At 38.7% G+C, this 17218-nt stretch carries 22 protein-coding genes and 1 other RNA gene; 9 read left to right on the top strand and 14 right to left on the bottom strand.

Translation table 11 applies throughout. The annotated features are described in order from the left end of the window. Positions 1-4 precede the first annotated feature (4 nt). From ACTIEV_RS01170 to rplU, 4 genes are all read right to left on the bottom strand, one after another. Complete coding sequence (locus ACTIEV_RS01170; protein ID WP_322194793.1) at positions 5-1681, bottom strand: DNA polymerase/3'-5' exonuclease PolX; 1677 nt, start codon at positions 1679-1681, stop codon at positions 5-7. 95 nt (positions 1682-1776) lie between these two features. After that, on the bottom strand, positions 1777-1962 hold the full coding sequence (locus ACTIEV_RS01165) for a hypothetical protein (protein ID WP_178889868.1): 186 nt from the start codon (positions 1960-1962) through the stop codon (positions 1777-1779). Positions 1963-2034: 72 nt separating this feature from the next. Next, a complete protein-coding gene (gene rpmA, locus ACTIEV_RS01160; protein WP_250685885.1) occupies positions 2035-2301 on the bottom strand; it encodes a 50S ribosomal protein L27 in 267 nt (88 codons plus the stop codon). 62 nt (positions 2302-2363) lie between these two features. Then, positions 2364-2669, bottom strand: coding sequence for a 50S ribosomal protein L21 (gene rplU, locus ACTIEV_RS01155; protein WP_178889866.1), 306 nt, complete (start codon positions 2667-2669; stop codon positions 2364-2366). A 265-nt stretch (positions 2670-2934) separates the two neighbouring features. Between rplU and ACTIEV_RS01150 the strand changes: the two genes are divergently transcribed. From ACTIEV_RS01150 to rseP, 3 genes are all read left to right on the top strand, one after another. Next, a complete protein-coding gene (locus ACTIEV_RS01150) occupies positions 2935-4431 on the top strand; it encodes a GH3 auxin-responsive promoter family protein (RefSeq protein WP_322194797.1) in 1497 nt (498 codons plus the stop codon). A gap of 158 nt (positions 4432-4589) precedes the next feature. Further along, positions 4590-5747, top strand: a complete 1158-nt coding sequence (locus ACTIEV_RS01145) for a 1-deoxy-D-xylulose-5-phosphate reductoisomerase (RefSeq protein WP_322194799.1) — start codon at positions 4590-4592, stop codon at positions 5745-5747. A gap of 82 nt (positions 5748-5829) precedes the next feature. Continuing rightward, entirely contained in the window at positions 5830-7182 is a 1353-nt protein-coding gene (rseP, locus tag ACTIEV_RS01140; protein WP_322194802.1) for an RIP metalloprotease RseP, read from the top strand. Between the two features lie 78 nt (positions 7183-7260). Here the strand turns inward: rseP and ACTIEV_RS01135 are convergent, their stop codons facing one another. The 3 genes from ACTIEV_RS01135 to ACTIEV_RS01125 all read right to left on the bottom strand — a co-directional run bounded on the left by ACTIEV_RS01135 (position 7261) and on the right by ACTIEV_RS01125 (position 9644). Then, positions 7261-8421 carry a hypothetical protein gene (locus tag ACTIEV_RS01135; protein ID WP_322194804.1) on the bottom strand — a complete coding sequence of 387 codons (1161 nt, stop codon included), beginning with the start codon at positions 8419-8421 and terminating at the stop codon, positions 7261-7263. 127 nt (positions 8422-8548) lie between these two features. Continuing rightward, positions 8549-8921: a transfer-messenger RNA gene (gene ssrA, locus ACTIEV_RS01130) on the bottom strand. 120 nt (positions 8922-9041) lie between these two features. Next, the gene (locus ACTIEV_RS01125; protein WP_322194806.1) at positions 9042-9644 is read right to left on the bottom strand and encodes a bactofilin family protein; all 603 of its coding nucleotides are present in this window, start codon (positions 9642-9644) and stop codon (positions 9042-9044) included. A gap of 211 nt (positions 9645-9855) precedes the next feature. Here ACTIEV_RS01125 and ACTIEV_RS01120 point away from each other — a divergent pair, with 211 nt between their 5' ends. Both ACTIEV_RS01120 and ACTIEV_RS01115 read left to right on the top strand, forming a co-directional pair. Next, a complete protein-coding gene (locus ACTIEV_RS01120) occupies positions 9856-10287 on the top strand; it encodes a bactofilin family protein (protein WP_250685877.1) in 432 nt (143 codons plus the stop codon). A gap of 9 nt (positions 10288-10296) precedes the next feature. Beyond that, positions 10297-10797 (top strand): cupin domain-containing protein, encoded by a 501-nt coding sequence (locus tag ACTIEV_RS01115; RefSeq protein ID WP_322194809.1) that lies wholly within the window; start codon positions 10297-10299, stop codon positions 10795-10797. 3 nt (positions 10798-10800) lie between these two features. On the opposite strand, the gene ACTIEV_RS01110 is transcribed toward ACTIEV_RS01115, so the two are convergent. Together ACTIEV_RS01110 and ACTIEV_RS01105 are read right to left on the bottom strand one after the other, a co-directional pair. After that, positions 10801-11160, bottom strand: a complete 360-nt coding sequence (locus tag ACTIEV_RS01110) for a hypothetical protein (RefSeq protein ID WP_322194811.1) — start codon at positions 11158-11160, stop codon at positions 10801-10803. Beyond that, entirely contained in the window at positions 11161-11724 is a 564-nt protein-coding gene (locus tag ACTIEV_RS01105) for an RNA polymerase sigma factor (RefSeq protein ID WP_322194813.1), read from the bottom strand. Positions 11725-11796: 72 nt separating this feature from the next. On the opposite strand from ACTIEV_RS01105, the gene ACTIEV_RS01100 reads away from it, so the two are divergent. Continuing rightward, positions 11797-12558 carry a C40 family peptidase gene (locus ACTIEV_RS01100; RefSeq protein WP_322194815.1) on the top strand — a complete coding sequence of 254 codons (762 nt, stop codon included), beginning with the start codon at positions 11797-11799 and terminating at the stop codon, positions 12556-12558. A gap of 197 nt (positions 12559-12755) precedes the next feature. Here the strand turns inward: ACTIEV_RS01100 and ACTIEV_RS01095 are convergent, their stop codons facing one another. From ACTIEV_RS01095 to ACTIEV_RS01080, 4 genes are read right to left on the bottom strand one after another with little or no spacing between them, the layout of a single operon-like run. Continuing rightward, positions 12756-12908 carry a hypothetical protein gene (locus tag ACTIEV_RS01095; protein WP_178886987.1) on the bottom strand — a complete coding sequence of 51 codons (153 nt, stop codon included), beginning with the start codon at positions 12906-12908 and terminating at the stop codon, positions 12756-12758. Between the two features lie 43 nt (positions 12909-12951). Further along, a complete protein-coding gene (locus ACTIEV_RS01090) occupies positions 12952-13392 on the bottom strand; it encodes a sulfite exporter TauE/SafE family protein (protein ID WP_322194818.1) in 441 nt (146 codons plus the stop codon). Positions 13393-13398: 6 nt separating this feature from the next. Continuing rightward, positions 13399-13947, bottom strand: a complete 549-nt coding sequence (locus ACTIEV_RS01085; protein WP_178886991.1) for an inorganic diphosphatase — start codon at positions 13945-13947, stop codon at positions 13399-13401. A gap of 29 nt (positions 13948-13976) precedes the next feature. Continuing rightward, positions 13977-14363 (bottom strand): hypothetical protein, encoded by a 387-nt coding sequence (locus tag ACTIEV_RS01080; RefSeq protein ID WP_322194820.1) that lies wholly within the window; start codon positions 14361-14363, stop codon positions 13977-13979. Positions 14364-14464: 101 nt separating this feature from the next. Between ACTIEV_RS01080 and ACTIEV_RS01075 the strand changes: the two genes are divergently transcribed. From ACTIEV_RS01075 to ACTIEV_RS01065, 3 genes are all read left to right on the top strand, one after another. Then, positions 14465-15511: a fatty acid desaturase gene (locus tag ACTIEV_RS01075; RefSeq protein ID WP_439515895.1), complete on the top strand. Its 1047-nt coding sequence runs from the start codon at positions 14465-14467 to the stop codon at positions 15509-15511. A 188-nt stretch (positions 15512-15699) separates the two neighbouring features. Next, complete coding sequence (locus tag ACTIEV_RS01070) at positions 15700-15903, top strand: hypothetical protein (protein ID WP_178886995.1); 204 nt, start codon at positions 15700-15702, stop codon at positions 15901-15903. 99 nt (positions 15904-16002) lie between these two features. Beyond that, positions 16003-16716, top strand: a complete 714-nt coding sequence (locus tag ACTIEV_RS01065; protein ID WP_322194824.1) for a TlpA family protein disulfide reductase — start codon at positions 16003-16005, stop codon at positions 16714-16716. A gap of 5 nt (positions 16717-16721) precedes the next feature. Here ACTIEV_RS01065 and ACTIEV_RS01060 read toward each other — a convergent pair whose 3' ends face one another. Continuing rightward, a complete protein-coding gene (locus tag ACTIEV_RS01060; protein ID WP_322194826.1) occupies positions 16722-17168 on the bottom strand; it encodes an acyl-CoA thioesterase in 447 nt (148 codons plus the stop codon). Positions 17169-17218 lie beyond the last annotated feature (50 nt).

Here is a 17218-nt window from a genome sequence, read left to right as displayed (position 1 = left end):
TTGATTAGGGTCTTTTGGAGTGTTGTTGTACTAAGAATGACTCGAATTGCTCTTTCGAAAAACTACTGAGATTCTGTTCTTTCGTTAATCCGGCTTTTTGGGCAGCCAGTACTCCATATCGGCAATCTTTAAATCCATCAATAGCGTGGGCATCAGGATTGATAGAGATCAATACACCTTTATCCAAAGCTTTGCCAATCCAACGCCAATCAATATCCAATCTGCGTGGGTGAGCATTCAGCTCAATTACTACATCGTTGGCGGCACAGGCATCAATGATTTTTGCATGATCAACGGGATACCCATTTCTACTCAGTAAAAGTCTGCCGGTCATGTGCCCCAGAATACTGGTATAAGGATTTTCAATCGCATTGATCAAACGCATCATGGCTTTATCCTGCGGCATTTTGAGGTTAGAGTGAATAGAAGCAATGATGATGTCAAATGTTGCAAGAACTTCATCGGGATAGTCAAGACTCCCATCATTCAGGATATCACTTTCAATGCTTTTATAAATGCGAAAGGATCCTAGTTGCTGATTGAGTTCATCAATTTGTTGGTGTTGCGCAATTACCCGCTCAATGTCTAATCCACTGGCATAAAAGGCAGATTTAGAATGGTCGCTGATTACCAAATATTCCAATCCCTGTTCTTTTGCGGCTTTTGCCATTTCTTCCAGGCTATGACTTCCATCACTCCATTTACTATGGCTATGGATGATTCCTTTGATATCTTCCGGTTGAATAACTACGGGAAGCGATTGCTTTTTGGCTTCTTCTATCACTGATGGATCTTCACGATAGTAGGGTGGGATATAAGCAATACCTGCTTGCTCAAAAATGGCTTCTTCTGAAGGGTATGTGATAGAAGCATAGGATGGGTACATTTCTTGCCAAGCCAATAAGAATTCTTCGCTGCAACTCGTTTCAAATTGTCGTTGAAAATAGGAATCAGTAGAAGCAATAAAAAATCCAAGCGTTACATTTTCTATTGCTTTTACGGATAAGTAAGATGTATTTTCAGTGACAATTGTAAATTGATGTTGGATAAAAAATGACTTCAATTGTTCTAATGAAGCTGTTGTAACCCACTCAAGGATATCCACAATTTCATGCTGTTTTCGATACGCTCCTGTGGATAAAAATGATACTTCGGAGAAGCTTTCTAATAGCTTTTTGGTGGCTTTGGGTTCAAATTCTTCCATCTGCTGGTAGAGATAGCTACCCAAGGAATTGAAATAAAACTCAATGGCTTCTCTAATATTATGCTGCGTTTTTTCTCCAAATCCTTTGTAGAGTGTTAAACGATTTTCGTTACAAGCGTATAACAGTTCCCCTAAAGTTTCTATTTCCAATTCTTTCCAAATGGTAGCAATTTTCTTTGGACCGATACCTTTGATCCCCAACATCTCAATAATTCCTTCCGGTGTTTTAGAAAGGTAGTCATCCAAAACAGAAAGTCTGCCCGTTTCCAATTGTTCAATGATTTTCTTTCCGGTACTTTCTCCAATTCCTTTCTGAACAAAAATTTTGTCATGAGACAGGCTAGATAATTCAACGGGTAGTTTGTCTATGCTGAAAGCAGCACTGGCATAGGATTTGGCTTTAAAAGCATTGTCACCATGGATGTCCATGAGTTTCGATAATAATGAAAAATTAGCCGCAATAGCTTCGTTGGTCATACTGAAAATGTATAAGAGGAGGGTGAAGTTAGCACAAAAAAAGTCCCGCATTTTGCGGGACTTTCAAATCTATTTTAGCTAAAGCTAAACTAAGATTACTTCTTTTTAGCGGCTTTCTTAGCAGCTTTCTTCTTAGGAGCAGCTTTTTTAGCAGCTTTCTTAGGAGCAGCTTTTTTAGCAGCCTTTTTAGGAGCAGCTTTCTTTGCAGCTTTTTTAGGAGCAGCTTTTTTAGCAGCTTTCTTTGGTGCAGCTTTCTTAGCAGCTTTTTTTGCAGTTGCCATGTTTTTTAGATTTAATGGTTAGTAAATAATACATTAAAAATAAAAACTTATTTGTAACTACAAAAAATTTTTTTATGCAGTCTCTGCAACGGGACTAACTGAAACAGTTGTCTTGTCGTTTCTTCCTTTTTTAAATTCAACGATACCGTCTGATAATGCAAACAAAGTATAGTCAGATCCAACACCTACATTTTTACCCGGATGGTAAACAGTACCTCTCTGACGAACAATGATATTACCAGCGATAGCAGGCTGACCACCATAAATCTTTACACCGAGACGTTTGCTCTGTGAATCGCGGCCGTTCTTTACACTACCTTCACCTTTTTTGTGTGCCATGGTTTATTGTTTTAAAATCTGTTTCACTGTTACACAGGTATGAAACAAGATCATGTTTTTTACTAAGCGATGCTTTCGATTTTGATACGAGTATAGTGGGTTCTGTGACCATGCTTCTTACGGAAGCCCTTCCTTCTTTTCATTTTGAAGGCGATCACTTTATCACCCTGTACCAGATCACTGATGATCTCAGCTTTAACGGTAGCTTTTACTTGACTACCCGCCGCAACGGTACCAGCATTGTCTGTAAACAATACATCGGTGAACTCTACTTTATCTCCGGTTTTACCCTGCAGGTGAGGAACATACAGGCTTTGTCCTTCCTGTACCTTAAATTGCTGACCTGCGATTTTTACAACTGCTAACATAGCTATCCAAAATTAGGACGGCAAAGGTAAGGATTTGAAGGGAAATTTTGCAAAGATTTTTCAAATAATTCTATTCACGGGCGTGGAAAAATGAAAATACATCTCTTTTGTTGAATAGATTATACAGTTCCGCTATTACAATCACTCCTAATTTTTTGCATTTGGTTGATTTTTAATTATTTAGAATATTAGTATCCTTTATCCCCATAAACCCCAACTTCTGTCTATTTTTGCCCCTACCGGTCTTCAAGACCGCTCATTTGATATGAACCTGAAATCCTTATTGGCAAAACCTTTTGCCCAATACATCCATAAACAGATACGTAGAAACAGCAGTAATGCCCTTTCAGACCAGGACGCAATTCTCAAACAGCTCCTTAAAATTGGGAAGGGAACTGTTTTTGGGAAAGACCATCATTTGGAGGCCGTACATACTTATGACGAGTTTCATCAGGCCATTCCTATACGAGACTATGAATTGCTGAAACCCTATATCAGCCAGGTAAAAGAGGGTAAGGAAAATGTACTTTGGAAAGGGAAACCCATCTATTTTGCTAAAACCAGCGGTACTACCAGTGGAGTAAAATATATACCCATCACCAAAGATTCGATTCCCAATCATATTAATACAGCCCGTAATGCGCTATTATGTTATATGGCTGAGACTGGCAATAGTGCATTTGCCGGTGGTAAAATGATCTTTTTGAGCGGTTCTCCTGAACTGGAAAGAGTAGGTGGTGTACCAACCGGTCGATTGAGCGGTATCGTCAACCATCATATACCCAGTTATCTGCGCACCAACCAATTGCCCAGCTATGAAACCAATTGTATTGAAGACTGGGAAACCAAATTGGACAAAATCGTTGAAGAAACCATTCGAAAAGACATGAGTCTGATCAGCGGTATCCCACCTTGGATGCAGATGTATTTCGATCGGCTTATCGAGAAAAGTGGTAAGAAAGTAGGAGACTTGTTCCCGAATTTTAGCGTGATGGTACAAGGGGGGGTCAATTTTGAACCCTACCGAGCAAAACTTTTTGAAAGTATTGGACGAAAAGTGGATTCGATTGAACTGTTCCCGGCCAGTGAGGGATTTTTTGCTTTTCAGGATAGTCAAGAGGCATATGGACTTTTGCTGAATACCAATAGCGGTATTTTTTTCGAGTTTATTCCGGCAGGCGAAATCTTTTCAGAAAACCCTACTCGCTTAAGTCTGAAAGACGTTAAAATTGGACAGAATTATGCACTGATCATCAATAGCAATGCAGGGTTATGGGGATATAATATTGGCGATACCGTGAAATTCGTGAGTACCGATCCTTATCGTTTGGTGGTGACGGGAAGAATCAAGCATTTTATATCTGCTTTTGGTGAGCATGTGATTGGAGAAGAAGTAGAAGCGGCTTTACTGAAAGCAGCAACAGCAACCGGTGCCAGTATTGTTGAATTTACCGTGGCCCCCATGATAGCCCAAGGAGAAGGAAAAAGCTATCATGAATGGTTCATTGAATTTGAAAAAGAACCGGATGACATGAACGCTTTCATTGAACAAACGGATAATAACCTGCGAGAGAAGAATGTGTATTACGATGATTTGATCAGGGGGAATATTTTACAACGACTGCAAATCAATAGGGTCAGGAAGAATGGCTTCATTGATTATATGCGATCGATTGGGAAATTAGGTGGTCAGAATAAAGTACCCAGATTGAGTAACGATCGCGTATTAGCAGATGGATTGAATTCTTTTGTTCAGAGCTAGTGCAAGTACCCAAACTTTTCTAGGCAATCATCGTAAGTCTATTTTACATGGGATGAAAATTAGCAGATCATTATATCCGATAAGTTTCATCGCATGATGCCAACTCTTTTTTTTGGCATATATTGTGTAACTATGCCCGCAAATTGCGGAACATTCCTATGAATCAGAAAAGAATCGCCATATTCGGGTCTACAGGATCTATCGGTACACAAGCGTTGGATGTAATTGCGGCTAATCCTGATTTGTTTTCTGCAGAGATCCTTACAGCTCAAAGCAATGATGAATTGCTGATTAAACAAGCCTTACAGTTCAATCCCAATCTGGTCGTAATAGGCGACGAGAGAAAGTACCAAAACGTTAAAGACGCACTATCTTCTACTGATATCAAAGTGTTTGCAGGAGAGAAAGCATTGGTAGAAGCCGCAGCCATGGATTGTTATGATATGATGTTGGCTGCTATTGTAGGTTATGCCGGATTGAAACCAACATTGATGGCCATTTCCAATGGAAAGGCAATCGGACTTGCCAATAAAGAAACATTGGTTGTGGCAGGTGATATTGTGATGCGCATGGCATTGGAAAAAAATGTTCCCGTTATACCGGTAGATAGTGAGCACTCGGCTATCTTTCAATGTTTGGTGGGTGAGGGAAGAAACAAGATCGAAAAAATAGTATTGACAGCGAGTGGTGGCCCCTTTCTTGGCAAGAAGCCCAATTTTTTAGTGAATGTCAAAAGAGATCATGCACTGCAACATCCCAACTGGAGCATGGGGGCAAAGATCAGTATCGACTCTGCAACCCTGATGAATAAGGGATTAGAAATGATCGAGGCTCGATGGTTGTTCAATTTAAGGCCTGATCAAATAGAAGTGGTGGTACATCCACAAAGTATCATACACAGTTTGGTTCAGTTTGAAGATGGAAGTATCAAAGCGCAAATGGGTTTGCCGGATATGAAATTACCCATTCAGTATGCCATGGCTTTTCCTCAAAGGATACCCAATGCTTTTCCGAGGTATGATTTTAAAAAACCTAACATCCTTACATTCGAAGAACCCGATACCAAAACCTTTCGCAATTTAGCATTGGCTACCGAGGCATTGTACAAGGGAGGAAATATGCCCTGTATCCTCAATGCAGCCAATGAGATCGCTGTTTTTGCATTTTTGCGCAACCGGATCGGCTTTTTGGATATGACAGAAGTGGTGGAACAAACCATGCGTAAAACCCCTTTTATTGAGCAACCTACGCTGGAAGAATATTTTGAAACTGATGGTGAAGCTCGAAATTTCGCCGCCACTTTAATTCACCTGTAATCTTTTTCCTATTTTCACCACCAATTCTTTATCACTGCACAAGAGAAAGATTGTAGACATTTAAAACACAGCAGTAACCTGTATGACATTATTAGCAATTGATTGGAGTAGTGTGGCGGTCAAGGCCGGACAATTCATTTTATCTTTTTCGATACTCGTGGTTCTTCATGAACTGGGACATTTTTTACCGGCACGCTGGTTCAAATGTAGAGTAGAGAAATTCTATCTGTTCTTCAATCCATGGTTCAGTCTTTGGAAAACCAAAAAAGGAGAAACTGAATATGGATTGGGTTGGGTACCCTTTGGCGGTTATGTGAAGATTGCCGGTATGATTGACGAAAGCATGGACAAAGAGCAAATGAAATTGCCCCCACAACCATGGGAGTTTCGTGCAAAACCGGCTTGGCAACGTTTGATCATTATGATCGGTGGGGTAGTAGTGAATGTGATCTTAGCCATTGTTATTTTTATCGGGATCACATGGAAATGGGGGGAAGAGTATTTACCGGTTCAAAATTTGAAATATGGGATCCATGCCGATTCACTGGCAAGATCCATTGGTATTCAGGATGGAGATAAAATCGTTGGTATCAATCAAAAAACCATTGAAAATTTTGGTACACTTGAATCAGAGCTGATGCTCAATGATGCACAGAGCATCAAAGTAGAAAGAAATGGTACTACACAAGAACTTAAGATTCCGGAAGGATTCATCAAGCAACTGGTGAAAAACAGAAGAACGGGGGGGATGATTGTTCCGCAATATCCTGCTATTGTAGATTCTGTTTCTTCGAAAGATGCCGTATTTACTCAAAACGAACTGCGTAAAGGAGATACCTTGATTGGTTTGAATGGAACTGCTTTTCAATTCTATCATCAATACCAGCAATTGATCAAAGGATACGAAGATTCTATTGTTACCATTTCTGTATTACGTGGAGCAGATACTGTTGATGTGAGGGCTCGTGTGAATGATAAAGGTAAACTCGGCTTTTTTGCAGTGTCTCCTTTGACCATGTTTGGTACAGTAACGAAAGAATTTACTTTCATGGAAGCGATCCCTGTTGGCTTTAATCGTTGTTGGGAAACCTTAGATCGTTATATCACCGGTATCAAACAAATATTTACAGGTAAGGTGGATGCAAGTGATTCATTAGGTAGTGTAATCAGTATTGGTAATACATTCCCTGGTGTATGGGATTGGGAACGCTTCTGGACATTAACCGGCATCTTCTCCATTGTACTAGCATTCATGAATATTTTACCTATTCCTGCTTTGGATGGTGGACATGCGCTTTTCACACTCATTGAAATGATCACCGGACGTAAACCCGGAGATAAATTCATGGAGTATGCGCAGATGGTAGGTATGATTTTATTGTTAGGATTGATGGCATATGCCTTAGGATTAGACTTCTGGCGATTGTTCAAATAAGAGATCATCAAAAATTAGTAGCGCTCAACTATATCAATGGTTGAGCGCTTTTGTATTTCTGATATTGCTAACAAAGATTTACTTTCTTCTTCTTTTTTGCCAGATAAGATTTTCAAGTAATAACAGATTATTATAAGCAGGACAGTAATAATAAAAGGTACCTACTCCCATATTGGTGACCCTTTTTTTCCATGGGTCGGGCAACATAGAAGCCATACTGGCGATAAAGAAATAGAACTGTTCATCTTCTATCAGATCAATCAAGCTTTTACTTTCATCAATAATTATTTCAGGAGGCTCAACACCCCAGCGAAGTAAGGAAGTGCTCAATAATATCTTATCCATGAAAGAGGTAGCAGAAGTCAACGCCTTTTTCGTATCCTCAATCAGTTGAGGTTTTAGTTGCTCCAATGATGGGATTGGTCTTAATGACATCAGTCTTGAAACATGGTATAAGATATTTGGCAGCGTTGCATAATGTGGAGAAACATAATTGGCAGACTGAACATGTTTGTTAGTCTTAATCATGTCTTCAATCAAATACAAACTGGCAGAGTCGGCGGCGGTCCATTCTAAGTTATACAACTGAACGAAGTACAAAACATTCGACAATACACTGATATCAAAATCAACCGGCATTTTTTCACCAAACCAGGTTGAATAAGCGCCTACTTTCTTGTATTCAGGAAAAGTGTTGGTTACTTTTTTATTTTCATTATTGGTATAACCCTGCATCAATTGATGAATCGCTTTTGCTATTGAATCATGGCTTCTTTGTGCCATTAATATTATTACCGTGTCATCAAGATCATCGGGCAAGGATCTGCTTTTATTAAATAAGTTGAGCCAACCAGAATGGGGAAATATCTGCGGGTGCTCAGTAGGCCAAAAATTATAAGTATGCCTTTTGTTTTTCCTGTTTTGGAATATCGGGTAAACAGATTGAGTATTATGGATGATCGTACTAGCCTGTATTTGTTGTGTAGTAGATAAGTCCTTCTTTATGTCCTCTAGCGTGAAAGCGACAAGACCTGTAAAAAAAGGATTGATATCTGCTTTATACCGTGTTTTATTGAGCGCATACATGCGGTATGAGGGGATACTTCCTTTCGGAAATACTGCATTGTCCTTTGCCTGTAAATAATCAATGCGTTGTAATAGTCTTGAAATAAGAAGACTGTCATTTGCGATAAGACTGACAGATAATAAGAGTAGAAAAAACGTTACACAATATTTCATCTATCGTAAAAATACATTCTTTTGTTTTTCTTGTTTGAGTAACATTTTGGATAAATAGCAGTATACCTATCTATTAACCCAATATCTTATATAAAAAAAGCAGGAAAACAATTTGTATTTCCTGCTTTAGTGGAGTCGAGGGGAGTCGAACCCCTGTCCAAACATCGCTACCATTAGCTTTCTACATGCTTATTTCATGATTATTTGTCGGTGTACTGCCGGACATGAACAAACCAACACTACACTTAGCTGGATGGTCTTAAGCAACAGTCACAGCCTTCTGTTGCAGCAACCTGTGTTTATTTTGAGTCGGCGGCGGCACCTGGTAACAGATCAACCTGTGCGGCGGCCCAAATGACTAACTAATCACTGATTAGGCAGCCATGGCATACTGTGTATTGCCATTTGAAGTTTGAATATTCAGATTTAAGTGCTAATTATCCAACGCACTGCATGCTTACACCAACCGTACCATATGCTGTCAAAACCAGTACGACCCCGTGCGTCTGCAAAGTTACGATTATTTGCTATGCACTTGTTGGAGGTTCTGTTAAAGCTGGACACATAAAAAAAGTCATCCACCTTAGGTGGATGACTTTTTATGATAGAAGGTTTAGTTATTAGGATTGATCCGGTTCAATTACTTCACTATTATCCGAACTTCCGGAAGAAGGCGGATTAGGCGCTACATAAATCGTTTGATGGTAAAACTTATTGGAAGGCTTTACCTGCGACATTTTTTCTTGGAAAATATTCAGGTAGTTATTGTCTTTATTGTTTTTACCAAATACCTCTTTCAAATGCGTATATAAATCCAATGAACTGGCTTCAAAAGCATTGGTTTCGAGACTGATCAATTTGATATTGGCATCCACATACTGATTCATTTCAGTATTGATAATGGTACAATGAATGCTTCCTTTCAATACCGAATCTTTACATAGATTCACGCGTAAGCCGTATAATGATCCCTCAAATTCGCCTTCCACTTTTATATCGTTACAGATAATTACACCTGTCATTACACCGGAAGGAGTGATATGTACTGTTTTTTTACTGTACAATACACCATTGAAATTGCCGTCCAGTACAATATCGTTCTCTGAATCAAGTACCCCCGATACATTGGTAGACTTCGTAATCACCAGTTTTTCTTCTGAAAAAGATTGATTTCCAAAATTGGTATTGGGGTCATGCAGTAATTGCTCTCTGAACTTATTCATGGTTTGAAGTTTAAAAACAGTCAATAAATAACATAAATCTACGTGTAGCTAATATTTGTGCTTCAAGATACACAAATTATTTATTTGTGAACATGGATGATTATGGCTTTTTAGCCATGACTATCCGGTTTTTTTGGTTATCTTGAATGTCCCATATCAATAAAATGGGGTTTATCCTATGTTTTTTCTCAAAAAAAGCAAAACCGAGCCTATGCTTCCGGCAGTTCAGGTAGTTTCCGGAGGTTTCTATTTTGGGATCATTCGTACCATCTCACCCATTCGTATTGAGGGCGATTTTAAAGGCATTATTTTCTGTAATAATAAAGTAATCATCGACAGTAAAGCCACTGTCAATGGTGATATTCTCTGCCATGAAATTGTAATAGGGGGGCTTGTAGAAGGGAATGTAATCTGTAAAAACAAATGCATGCTGAAGGAAAATGCTGTAGTCAGCGGTGTTGTTCGAACAGTTCAATTTGAAAATGAAACAGATAGTTCTGTATCCGGACCAGTGTACGTGAATAAAGAAAACAAACACATCGATATTGATGAGTATTATGATCTTTTCAATAAAAAAGAGAATCTCGAAAAAATCAAAGCTGAATATTTTTCATTACCACAAAAATTGATACTGATCACCTGATATTTGTACATGCATCCAACAGTAGCAACATTGGTTCAACGTTTTGACCTGAAGCCTCATCCGGAAGGTGGTTTTTATAGCGAAACCTATCGAAGTATCGAATCTATTCCTACTACTGCCTTACCCGATCGTTTCATAGGTGATAGGTATTTTTCATCAGCAATCTATTTTATACTCGAAAAAGGAAATTTTTCTGCTTTTCATCGCATTAAAAGTGATGAGTGCTGGCATTTTTATAGTGGCGACCCTTTATGGATACATGTGCTTTATGAAGATGGGAGAGCCGAAACCATCACCCTTGGAAATACTGAAGATGCCGTGTATCAATATGTAGTCCCTGCCGGCAGTTGGTTTGCATCCGAGACTGCGCCGACAGGTGTTTTTTCATTAGTGGGTTGTACCGTAGCGCCTGCTTTTGATTTTGCGGATTTTGAATTGGCAAAAGCTGAAGAACTGATCCGGAATTTTCCGACGCATCAAAATCTGATTCAGCGATTGTGTAGACAATAAAGATTATCTGTTGGCATAAAACATCCGAATCACCTGATAAGCAAGGATACAAAGCAGAAGAATGGTAACAATACTAATCAATACCCAATTTTGGTCTTTAATGCCCCTTTTGAGTTTTCGTTTTTTTTCTTTTGCTGTTTGTTTGCGTAGTTGAATATTAAGTTGTGCGGCGTACTGCTGTAATTTCTTTTTATCCTGAAAATCCTGAAGTCCTTCTACTGCATCATTCAAAAAATCTGAATCGGCCATTTGTTTTTCGATAGCAAATCGCTCTTCGGGAGTGGCATTGCCTTCCAGATAGCGAAGAAGATCTTCCTGATTCATTTCTTCATCCTGGTGTAATATGTCTTTCAGATCGGTCATTCAGCGTTGTTTCATTTTCTTTTCAACAGATATCCTGAGATTTCTTTTCCCATTTTGGATATGACTTTTCACTTGTAAAAGCGTATATCCGGTTTGATCCACTATTTCCTGATAACTCATTTTACGCAGGTAGAATAAAGTTACGCATGTTTTCTGCTCTTCATTCAATTCTTGTAAAGACTGTTCCAGTAAGCCCAGGCTATGTTCTTTATCGAGTAGGCTTTGTTTATCTATTTCTGAAGAAGTGAGCTCTTCATGTGCTTCTGCCGATACAAAAATATGCTTATCGCGCAGTTTCATCAGACAGTGATTTTTGGCTACCATATAAAGCCAGCTTTTGATATAAGCTACTTTATACTTGCCCAGTTCGGTGATGACTTTTAGAAAGATCTGTTGTACTGCATCTTTAGATTCTTCTTCATTCTTGAGGTACTTCATGCATACACCCAATAAAAGAAAAGTATATCGTTCAAGTAGAATTCCCAGCCATTCATTATTCCCGTCTATATAAAAACGTTCCAGTAATTCTGTATCGCTGATATGGGAATACTTCTCAGAATGCACAATTCAAAATAGGTATTTATTATTAGATGCCCAACTTGCAAATTTCCATATCTTGATCATAAATTCCTTTCAATGAGTTATGTGATTCCAATCGTAGCTGTTTGTCCGATGCGACTTCAGCATTCACACAGAAGTGAAATGGTGAGCCAACTATTGATGGGTGAGCCCGCAGTTATTTTGGACACCGATACCGATTTTTTAAAAGTACAATCATTGTATGACCGGTATGAAGGGTGGTGTCAAAAAAGTCAACTTGCAGTATTGGAAGAACTGCCATCAAATGATCAGGAATCATTACTCAGTGAAGATCATAGTAGCGTTGTAATGATAGATGATACAGCTTTGTATGTTGGTGCCGGTACTCCATTACAATTTCTTACAGATCATACATGGGGTGGATATACATTTCGTTATGCCGGAAGTATATGGGATGCTAAAAATGCTGTTTTTAATGAGACGACACTCCTTGAGAGAACTGAGTTATACCTTAACACACCCTATTTATGGGGTGGAAGATCTGTAACGGGTATAGATTGTAGTGGGTTCTCTCAACAGATCTATCGTTTTTTTGGTAGAACATTACCCAGAGATGCTTATCAGCAAGCTGCATTAGGTGAATCTGTTGGATTCTTACAAGAAACACGTTGTGGTGATCTTGCTTTTTTTGATAACGCAGAAGGAAAGATCACACATGTAGGGATTTTACTTTCTCCGGATAAAATTATACATGCTTCAGGGCAAGTTAGAATCGATCCCATTGATAATATGGGGATCATACATGGCAAAACAGGTATGCGTACACATAGTTTGAGGATCATTAGACGATATACATAGGGGGAGGGGGCTCATGGTTCATAGTCCATAGTCCATGGTCATTAGTCCATGGTAAAAGAAAGATGAGGGAAAAAATGAGAATTTTGCGATTTGGTTGATGGCTTATGATTCATAGTCCATGGCCTATAAACCATGGTAAAAGAAAGAGGCTGCATCAATGGTGTGATACAGCCTCTTTCTTTTATAATGGTGATGGATTACATGATATCCATTGCTTTTGCGAAATAGGTAACAGTGCCGGGTAGTGCCAGCCAGAAAAATTCACGATATACAAATAACAAAGTGATCATAGCGGCTAACCAGAAAAAGCAGAGAGCCCAGTATTTAGCAGTGGATTGTTTTGCTTCCATTTGTTATAAATTTTGGCAAAGATAAGGGCAGAATCATTCCGATTTAGCCTTTATGATTGTTTTTTTCCGTAACAGTTGTGGGGTGACCGGATATGCTTGTTTTCTTATCAGGGGTCTTATCAAAAAAAAGCATTTTCAGCGAGATAAGAAAGAGAATGACAGCAAATACTTTCTTCATTTTCTCATCGCTCAAAGACAATGCGAGCTTGCTTCCCAGAAAACCTCCCACCACAAAAGCACAAGCTACGATCAGTACATAATTGACATTCAAATAACCTTGTTTATAGTATTGAATAACAGCTAAAATACCGATGGGGAGAAGCATGATCCCCAATGAGGTACCCTGCGCTTGTTTCTGGGTAAAGCCCAATAAGAAAACCAATGCAGGAACAATAATAATTCCCCCGCCGATACCCACCAGCCCGCTTAAAAAACCGGCAGCAAGTCCAATCATGATCAGCAGAATAATGGTGGTTGTGTTCATATTTACTTATTTGGAACCGAAGTTCTTTTTATAAAAATCGATGGCTTCTTCTACAATACTCAACGCCTTTGCTTTATCTCCAAAATCTTCCACTACAACAGATTTGTTCTCCAGTTTTTTATATTCTTCAAAAAAATGTCTAAGTTCATCGAAGAAGTGCTTAGGTAGTTCTTCGATATTGTTATAATGATTTACACCCGGGTCGGTAGCAGCTACAGCGATAATTTTATCATCAGGGTCGCCGCCATCGATCATTTGCATTACGCCAATTACCTTGGCATCCATTAAGGTTAAAGGTTGTACGGATAAAGATGTAATGACAAGAATATCCAATGGATCTTTATCACCACCATATGATTGTGGAATAAAACCATAATTGATGGGGTAGTAGAAGGATGAAAAAATGACCCGATCCAGTTTTAATAACCCTGTTTCCTTATCAATCTCATATTTACATCGAGACCCTTGCGGAATCTCAATGACAGCATTAACGACTCTGGGCGCATTTTCACCATAGTGAACGCCGTGCCAAGGGTGAAGAACATTTTGTTGCATGATTGATTGCTTTATTGTGGTGTCTTATCTTAAAGATTTGGATTGAAGGTATACTTAAAATCAACCAGCCATTCTTCTTTTTGTTTGATGACTTTGATCTTTAATGGCTGTTGATCGAATGAATTGCTATAATAAATGATGGTTTGAACCGTATCAATATCACTTACCTCACTGATATTGATGGATGCAGTTCTCAACTGTTGTCTGCCTTCTTTGTCTAACCCCCTGAACTTTGTTTCAGCCCTATTCAGATGACCTATATTGGTACTATCGTCCAGCATATAGAATTTAGCTTTTGAAAAATCACCTTTCAAACAGGCGTCAATAAACTCTCTGCCGGCATCCAGGGCATTTTCTGCGGGTATATAGGTTTGCTCTTTGGTAGAACAAGCACTCAGCCAGATCGCTGCGATCAAAAAAAGATATTTCAACTTATTTTTTATGTAAAGGTAAGTCGGTGCTGTGAATCCTATGCATAATTCATCAAATCAGTGTTTTTGCAGACCACAACATATTGATGAACAATTTATTGGTTTATAACGATTTAGCCCTATATTGGCGTATGACTGCTACCAAAACCAACTTTGTCTATTCACAGACACCGGAGCCCCATCGTGGCCGTACCAAAACCATTCTTAAAGAGCATCCTGAGATCAGAAACCTGATTGGAAAGAATCCATATACCATCTTTGCTATTGTAGGATTGGTACTGTTTCAATTGGTAGGAGCTTTTCTCTTATCAGGTCTACCTTGGTGGGTAGTGATTGCGGCGGCTTACTTATTAGGTGCTTTTGCAGATCATGCTTTATTTGTGATGATCCATGAATGTTCACACAGATTGATCTTCAAATCGCCGGTTGCAAACAGGTTATCCGGCATATTTGCCAATATTCCTTTGATCTTTCCCAGTTCAGTATCTTTTGAACGTTATCATATCAAACACCATTCTTTTCAAGGTGTACATGAATTAGATGGGGATTTGCCCAATCATTGGGAAGCCAAGCTTATCAATCATTATTTTATTGGTAAGGTGATTTGGTTATTGTTCTATCCTTTTTTTCAGTTGTTCAGAATATCCAGATTAAAAGAGATCAAACCCTTTGATGGATGGATTGCTTTGAATTGGATCGTACAGATTGTTTTTGTAGGAGGGATTACTTTGTTATGGGGGCCCAAAGCTTTGGTATTTCTAGTCCTCAGTTTTTTCTTTTCAGTGGGTCTGCATCCTTTGGGTGCCAGATGGATTCAGGAACATTATTTAACCCATGGAGAGCAGGAAACCTATAGTTATTATGGTGTATTGAATCATGTAGCGTTTAATGTAGGATATCATAATGAACATCATGATTTTCCCTCTATTCCCTGGAATCGCTTGCCTGCGATTAGAGAAACAGCTCCGGGATTTTATAATTCACTGGCTTATCATACTTCTTGGACCAAACTGTTTTTTCGTTTTCTTTTTGATAAAGAAATCAGTTTGTTTTCAAGGATTGTACGCAAAAACAGAGGCGCCGTGCCTCTTTGTGACCAATCAACACCGGATATCGCCACTCAGCACGCGTAGAAGCCGAATTAACAACTAATTGACAGTTTTATTTTTCTGTGAAAATAAAACGCAGTACTTTTGCACCCTGAAAATGAGCAGGTAATAACATCTCGCGGGTTTGCTTTGATTACTGCACCAACGATTGACTACATTTCCCCCTGATTCTGCTCAACGAAATTTTATTGTAAAGAATAAAACGAAATATTATGAAGAGTAATGTTATGCCTTCTATTGTACAATTAGAAGCAGAAGAACTGAAAGAACTGGTAAGAGAGGTAAAAGAAACCGTAGCTGTTGATGTGATCAACACCAAAAAAGCAACTGTAAGTGCTCCATTCGGAGCCATTGACCTCTGGAAAGTGCGCAGAAATGTAAAAACTGCACGTGCTTCTTTCCATTGGGAGTATTAATCTCTTAACTAATTCATGTTATAAAGTCTTGGCGCAACAGCGTTCAGGACTTTTTTTATTTTCAGAAAGAAAGTATATTGGTTGTAGAAAAATGCACCTATGAAAATTCTTTGCAGTATTGTACTCTTTCTGAGCGTAGTAACACTCTCTGCCCAAGCTCCATCAACAAACATTAGATTGAATGCAAGTTCAATCGTAAAAGATTCTTCCGGTATGGTTTACCCATATGCAATTTGGCAAAAGCTGTTGCAATCGGGTGATTATAATATTCGAATCGTCGATCCTAAAGCTAATCCTGTTGAATTTTTGTTGGTAAGGATGAGTGAATCTGAGAAGATTGCCCGTGATGAAAAAATGCCCAAACCCAATGAAAGCAAATTTTTCAAAACAGGTAATCTTATTTCCAATGCGAAGCTGGTAACAATGGATGGAAAGAAATATGTGTTAAAGGATTTGAAGGGTAAGGTAGTAGTACTCAACTTTTGGTTCATTAATTGTCCGCCATGTAGGATGGAAATTCCCCATCTCAATAACATGGTGGAGGGTTTTAAAGAAAGAGATGATGTTATTTTTTTAGCTGTAGCATTGGATCAGTCCTATGATCTTAAACAATTCTTGAAGGAAATGCCATTTGAATATGGGATCGTTGATGGAGGTTCTTATGTTTCATCTCAATACGGTATCAATTTATTCCCAACACATGTGGTTGTAGATAAAGAAGGAAAAATTATATTCCATACATCGGGATATGGGATGGGTACAGTTCCTTGGTTGAAGAAAGCCATCGATGAAGCATTGACGCCCAAGACTTGATTTTATTACTTGCCCTCTATCCAAACAAAATCATCGCTCTTTGGTATAGTATCGAATATCGCTCTGAAAGAATCGGGTGGTATAGCAAGTTTGCGCTTCTGTGTATCTAACCATGCACCGTCAATCTGTAAGATCGCACTAAGGGTGTCTTTATTTTTCCAGATTTCATGTTTCATGGTCCAACGGCTCATATCATGCGTTGACTTACTAATCTGTAAAGTGAGTTCCACGCTGTCATGAAAACTGATTTCTCTTTTGAAAACACATTCTTCTCTAAACAATATCGGACCTATCTGGTATTGCTGTAAAAGGGAAGGAGTAATACCGTTTTCAGTCATGAATGACATTCTCACATAAGCACCCCAATCATAATAAACAGAATGACGCAGATGAAAATTAGGGTCTAAGTCGCTCCAGCGGACTTCAACTTTTTTGGTATAGATGGTGGACATGATAAATAGATTAAGTCAAAAGTTAAAAGTCAAAAGCCAAAAGTCAAACG

This window comes from Sediminibacterium sp. (assembly GCF_051861365.1).
Taxonomy (GTDB): Bacteria; Bacteroidota; Bacteroidia; order Chitinophagales; family Chitinophagaceae; genus Sediminibacterium.
This window is presented reverse-complemented; position numbering and strand designations above follow the sequence as displayed.

Coding starts and splice junctions, on each gene's coding strand:
- ACTIEV_RS01070 (WP_178886995.1), top strand. CDS start 15,700: ATGAAGAGTAATGTTATGCCTTCTATTGTACAATTAGAAGCAGAAGAA.
- ACTIEV_RS01090 (WP_322194818.1), bottom strand. CDS start 13,392: ATGAACACAACCACCATTATTCTGCTGATCATGATTGGACTTGCTGCC.
- ACTIEV_RS01115 (WP_322194809.1), top strand. CDS start 10,297: ATGCATCCAACAGTAGCAACATTGGTTCAACGTTTTGACCTGAAGCCT.
- rpmA (WP_250685885.1), bottom strand. CDS start 2,301: ATGGCACACAAAAAAGGTGAAGGTAGTGTAAAGAACGGCCGCGATTCA.
- rplU (WP_178889866.1), bottom strand. CDS start 2,669: ATGTTAGCAGTTGTAAAAATCGCAGGTCAGCAATTTAAGGTACAGGAA.
- ACTIEV_RS01125 (WP_322194806.1), bottom strand. CDS start 9,644: ATGAATAAGTTCAGAGAGCAATTACTGCATGACCCCAATACCAATTTT.
- ACTIEV_RS01075 (WP_439515895.1), top strand. CDS start 14,465: ATGAACAATTTATTGGTTTATAACGATTTAGCCCTATATTGGCGTATG.
- ACTIEV_RS01170 (WP_322194793.1), bottom strand. CDS start 1,681: ATGACCAACGAAGCTATTGCGGCTAATTTTTCATTATTATCGAAACTC.
- ACTIEV_RS01065 (WP_322194824.1), top strand. CDS start 16,003: ATGAAAATTCTTTGCAGTATTGTACTCTTTCTGAGCGTAGTAACACTC.
- ACTIEV_RS01150 (WP_322194797.1), top strand. CDS start 2,935: ATGAACCTGAAATCCTTATTGGCAAAACCTTTTGCCCAATACATCCAT.
- ACTIEV_RS01095 (WP_178886987.1), bottom strand. CDS start 12,908: ATGGAAGCAAAACAATCCACTGCTAAATACTGGGCTCTCTGCTTTTTC.
- ACTIEV_RS01085 (WP_178886991.1), bottom strand. CDS start 13,947: ATGCAACAAAATGTTCTTCACCCTTGGCACGGCGTTCACTATGGTGAA.
- ACTIEV_RS01165 (WP_178889868.1), bottom strand. CDS start 1,962: ATGGCAACTGCAAAAAAAGCTGCTAAGAAAGCTGCACCAAAGAAAGCT.
- ACTIEV_RS01120 (WP_250685877.1), top strand. CDS start 9,856: ATGCTTCCGGCAGTTCAGGTAGTTTCCGGAGGTTTCTATTTTGGGATC.
- ACTIEV_RS01135 (WP_322194804.1), bottom strand. CDS start 8,421: ATGAAATATTGTGTAACGTTTTTTCTACTCTTATTATCTGTCAGTCTT.
- ACTIEV_RS01145 (WP_322194799.1), top strand. CDS start 4,590: ATGAATCAGAAAAGAATCGCCATATTCGGGTCTACAGGATCTATCGGT.
- rseP (WP_322194802.1), top strand. CDS start 5,830: ATGACATTATTAGCAATTGATTGGAGTAGTGTGGCGGTCAAGGCCGGA.
- ACTIEV_RS01110 (WP_322194811.1), bottom strand. CDS start 11,160: ATGACCGATCTGAAAGACATATTACACCAGGATGAAGAAATGAATCAG.
- ACTIEV_RS01100 (WP_322194815.1), top strand. CDS start 11,797: ATGAGTTATGTGATTCCAATCGTAGCTGTTTGTCCGATGCGACTTCAG.
- ACTIEV_RS01060 (WP_322194826.1), bottom strand. CDS start 17,168: ATGTCCACCATCTATACCAAAAAAGTTGAAGTCCGCTGGAGCGACTTA.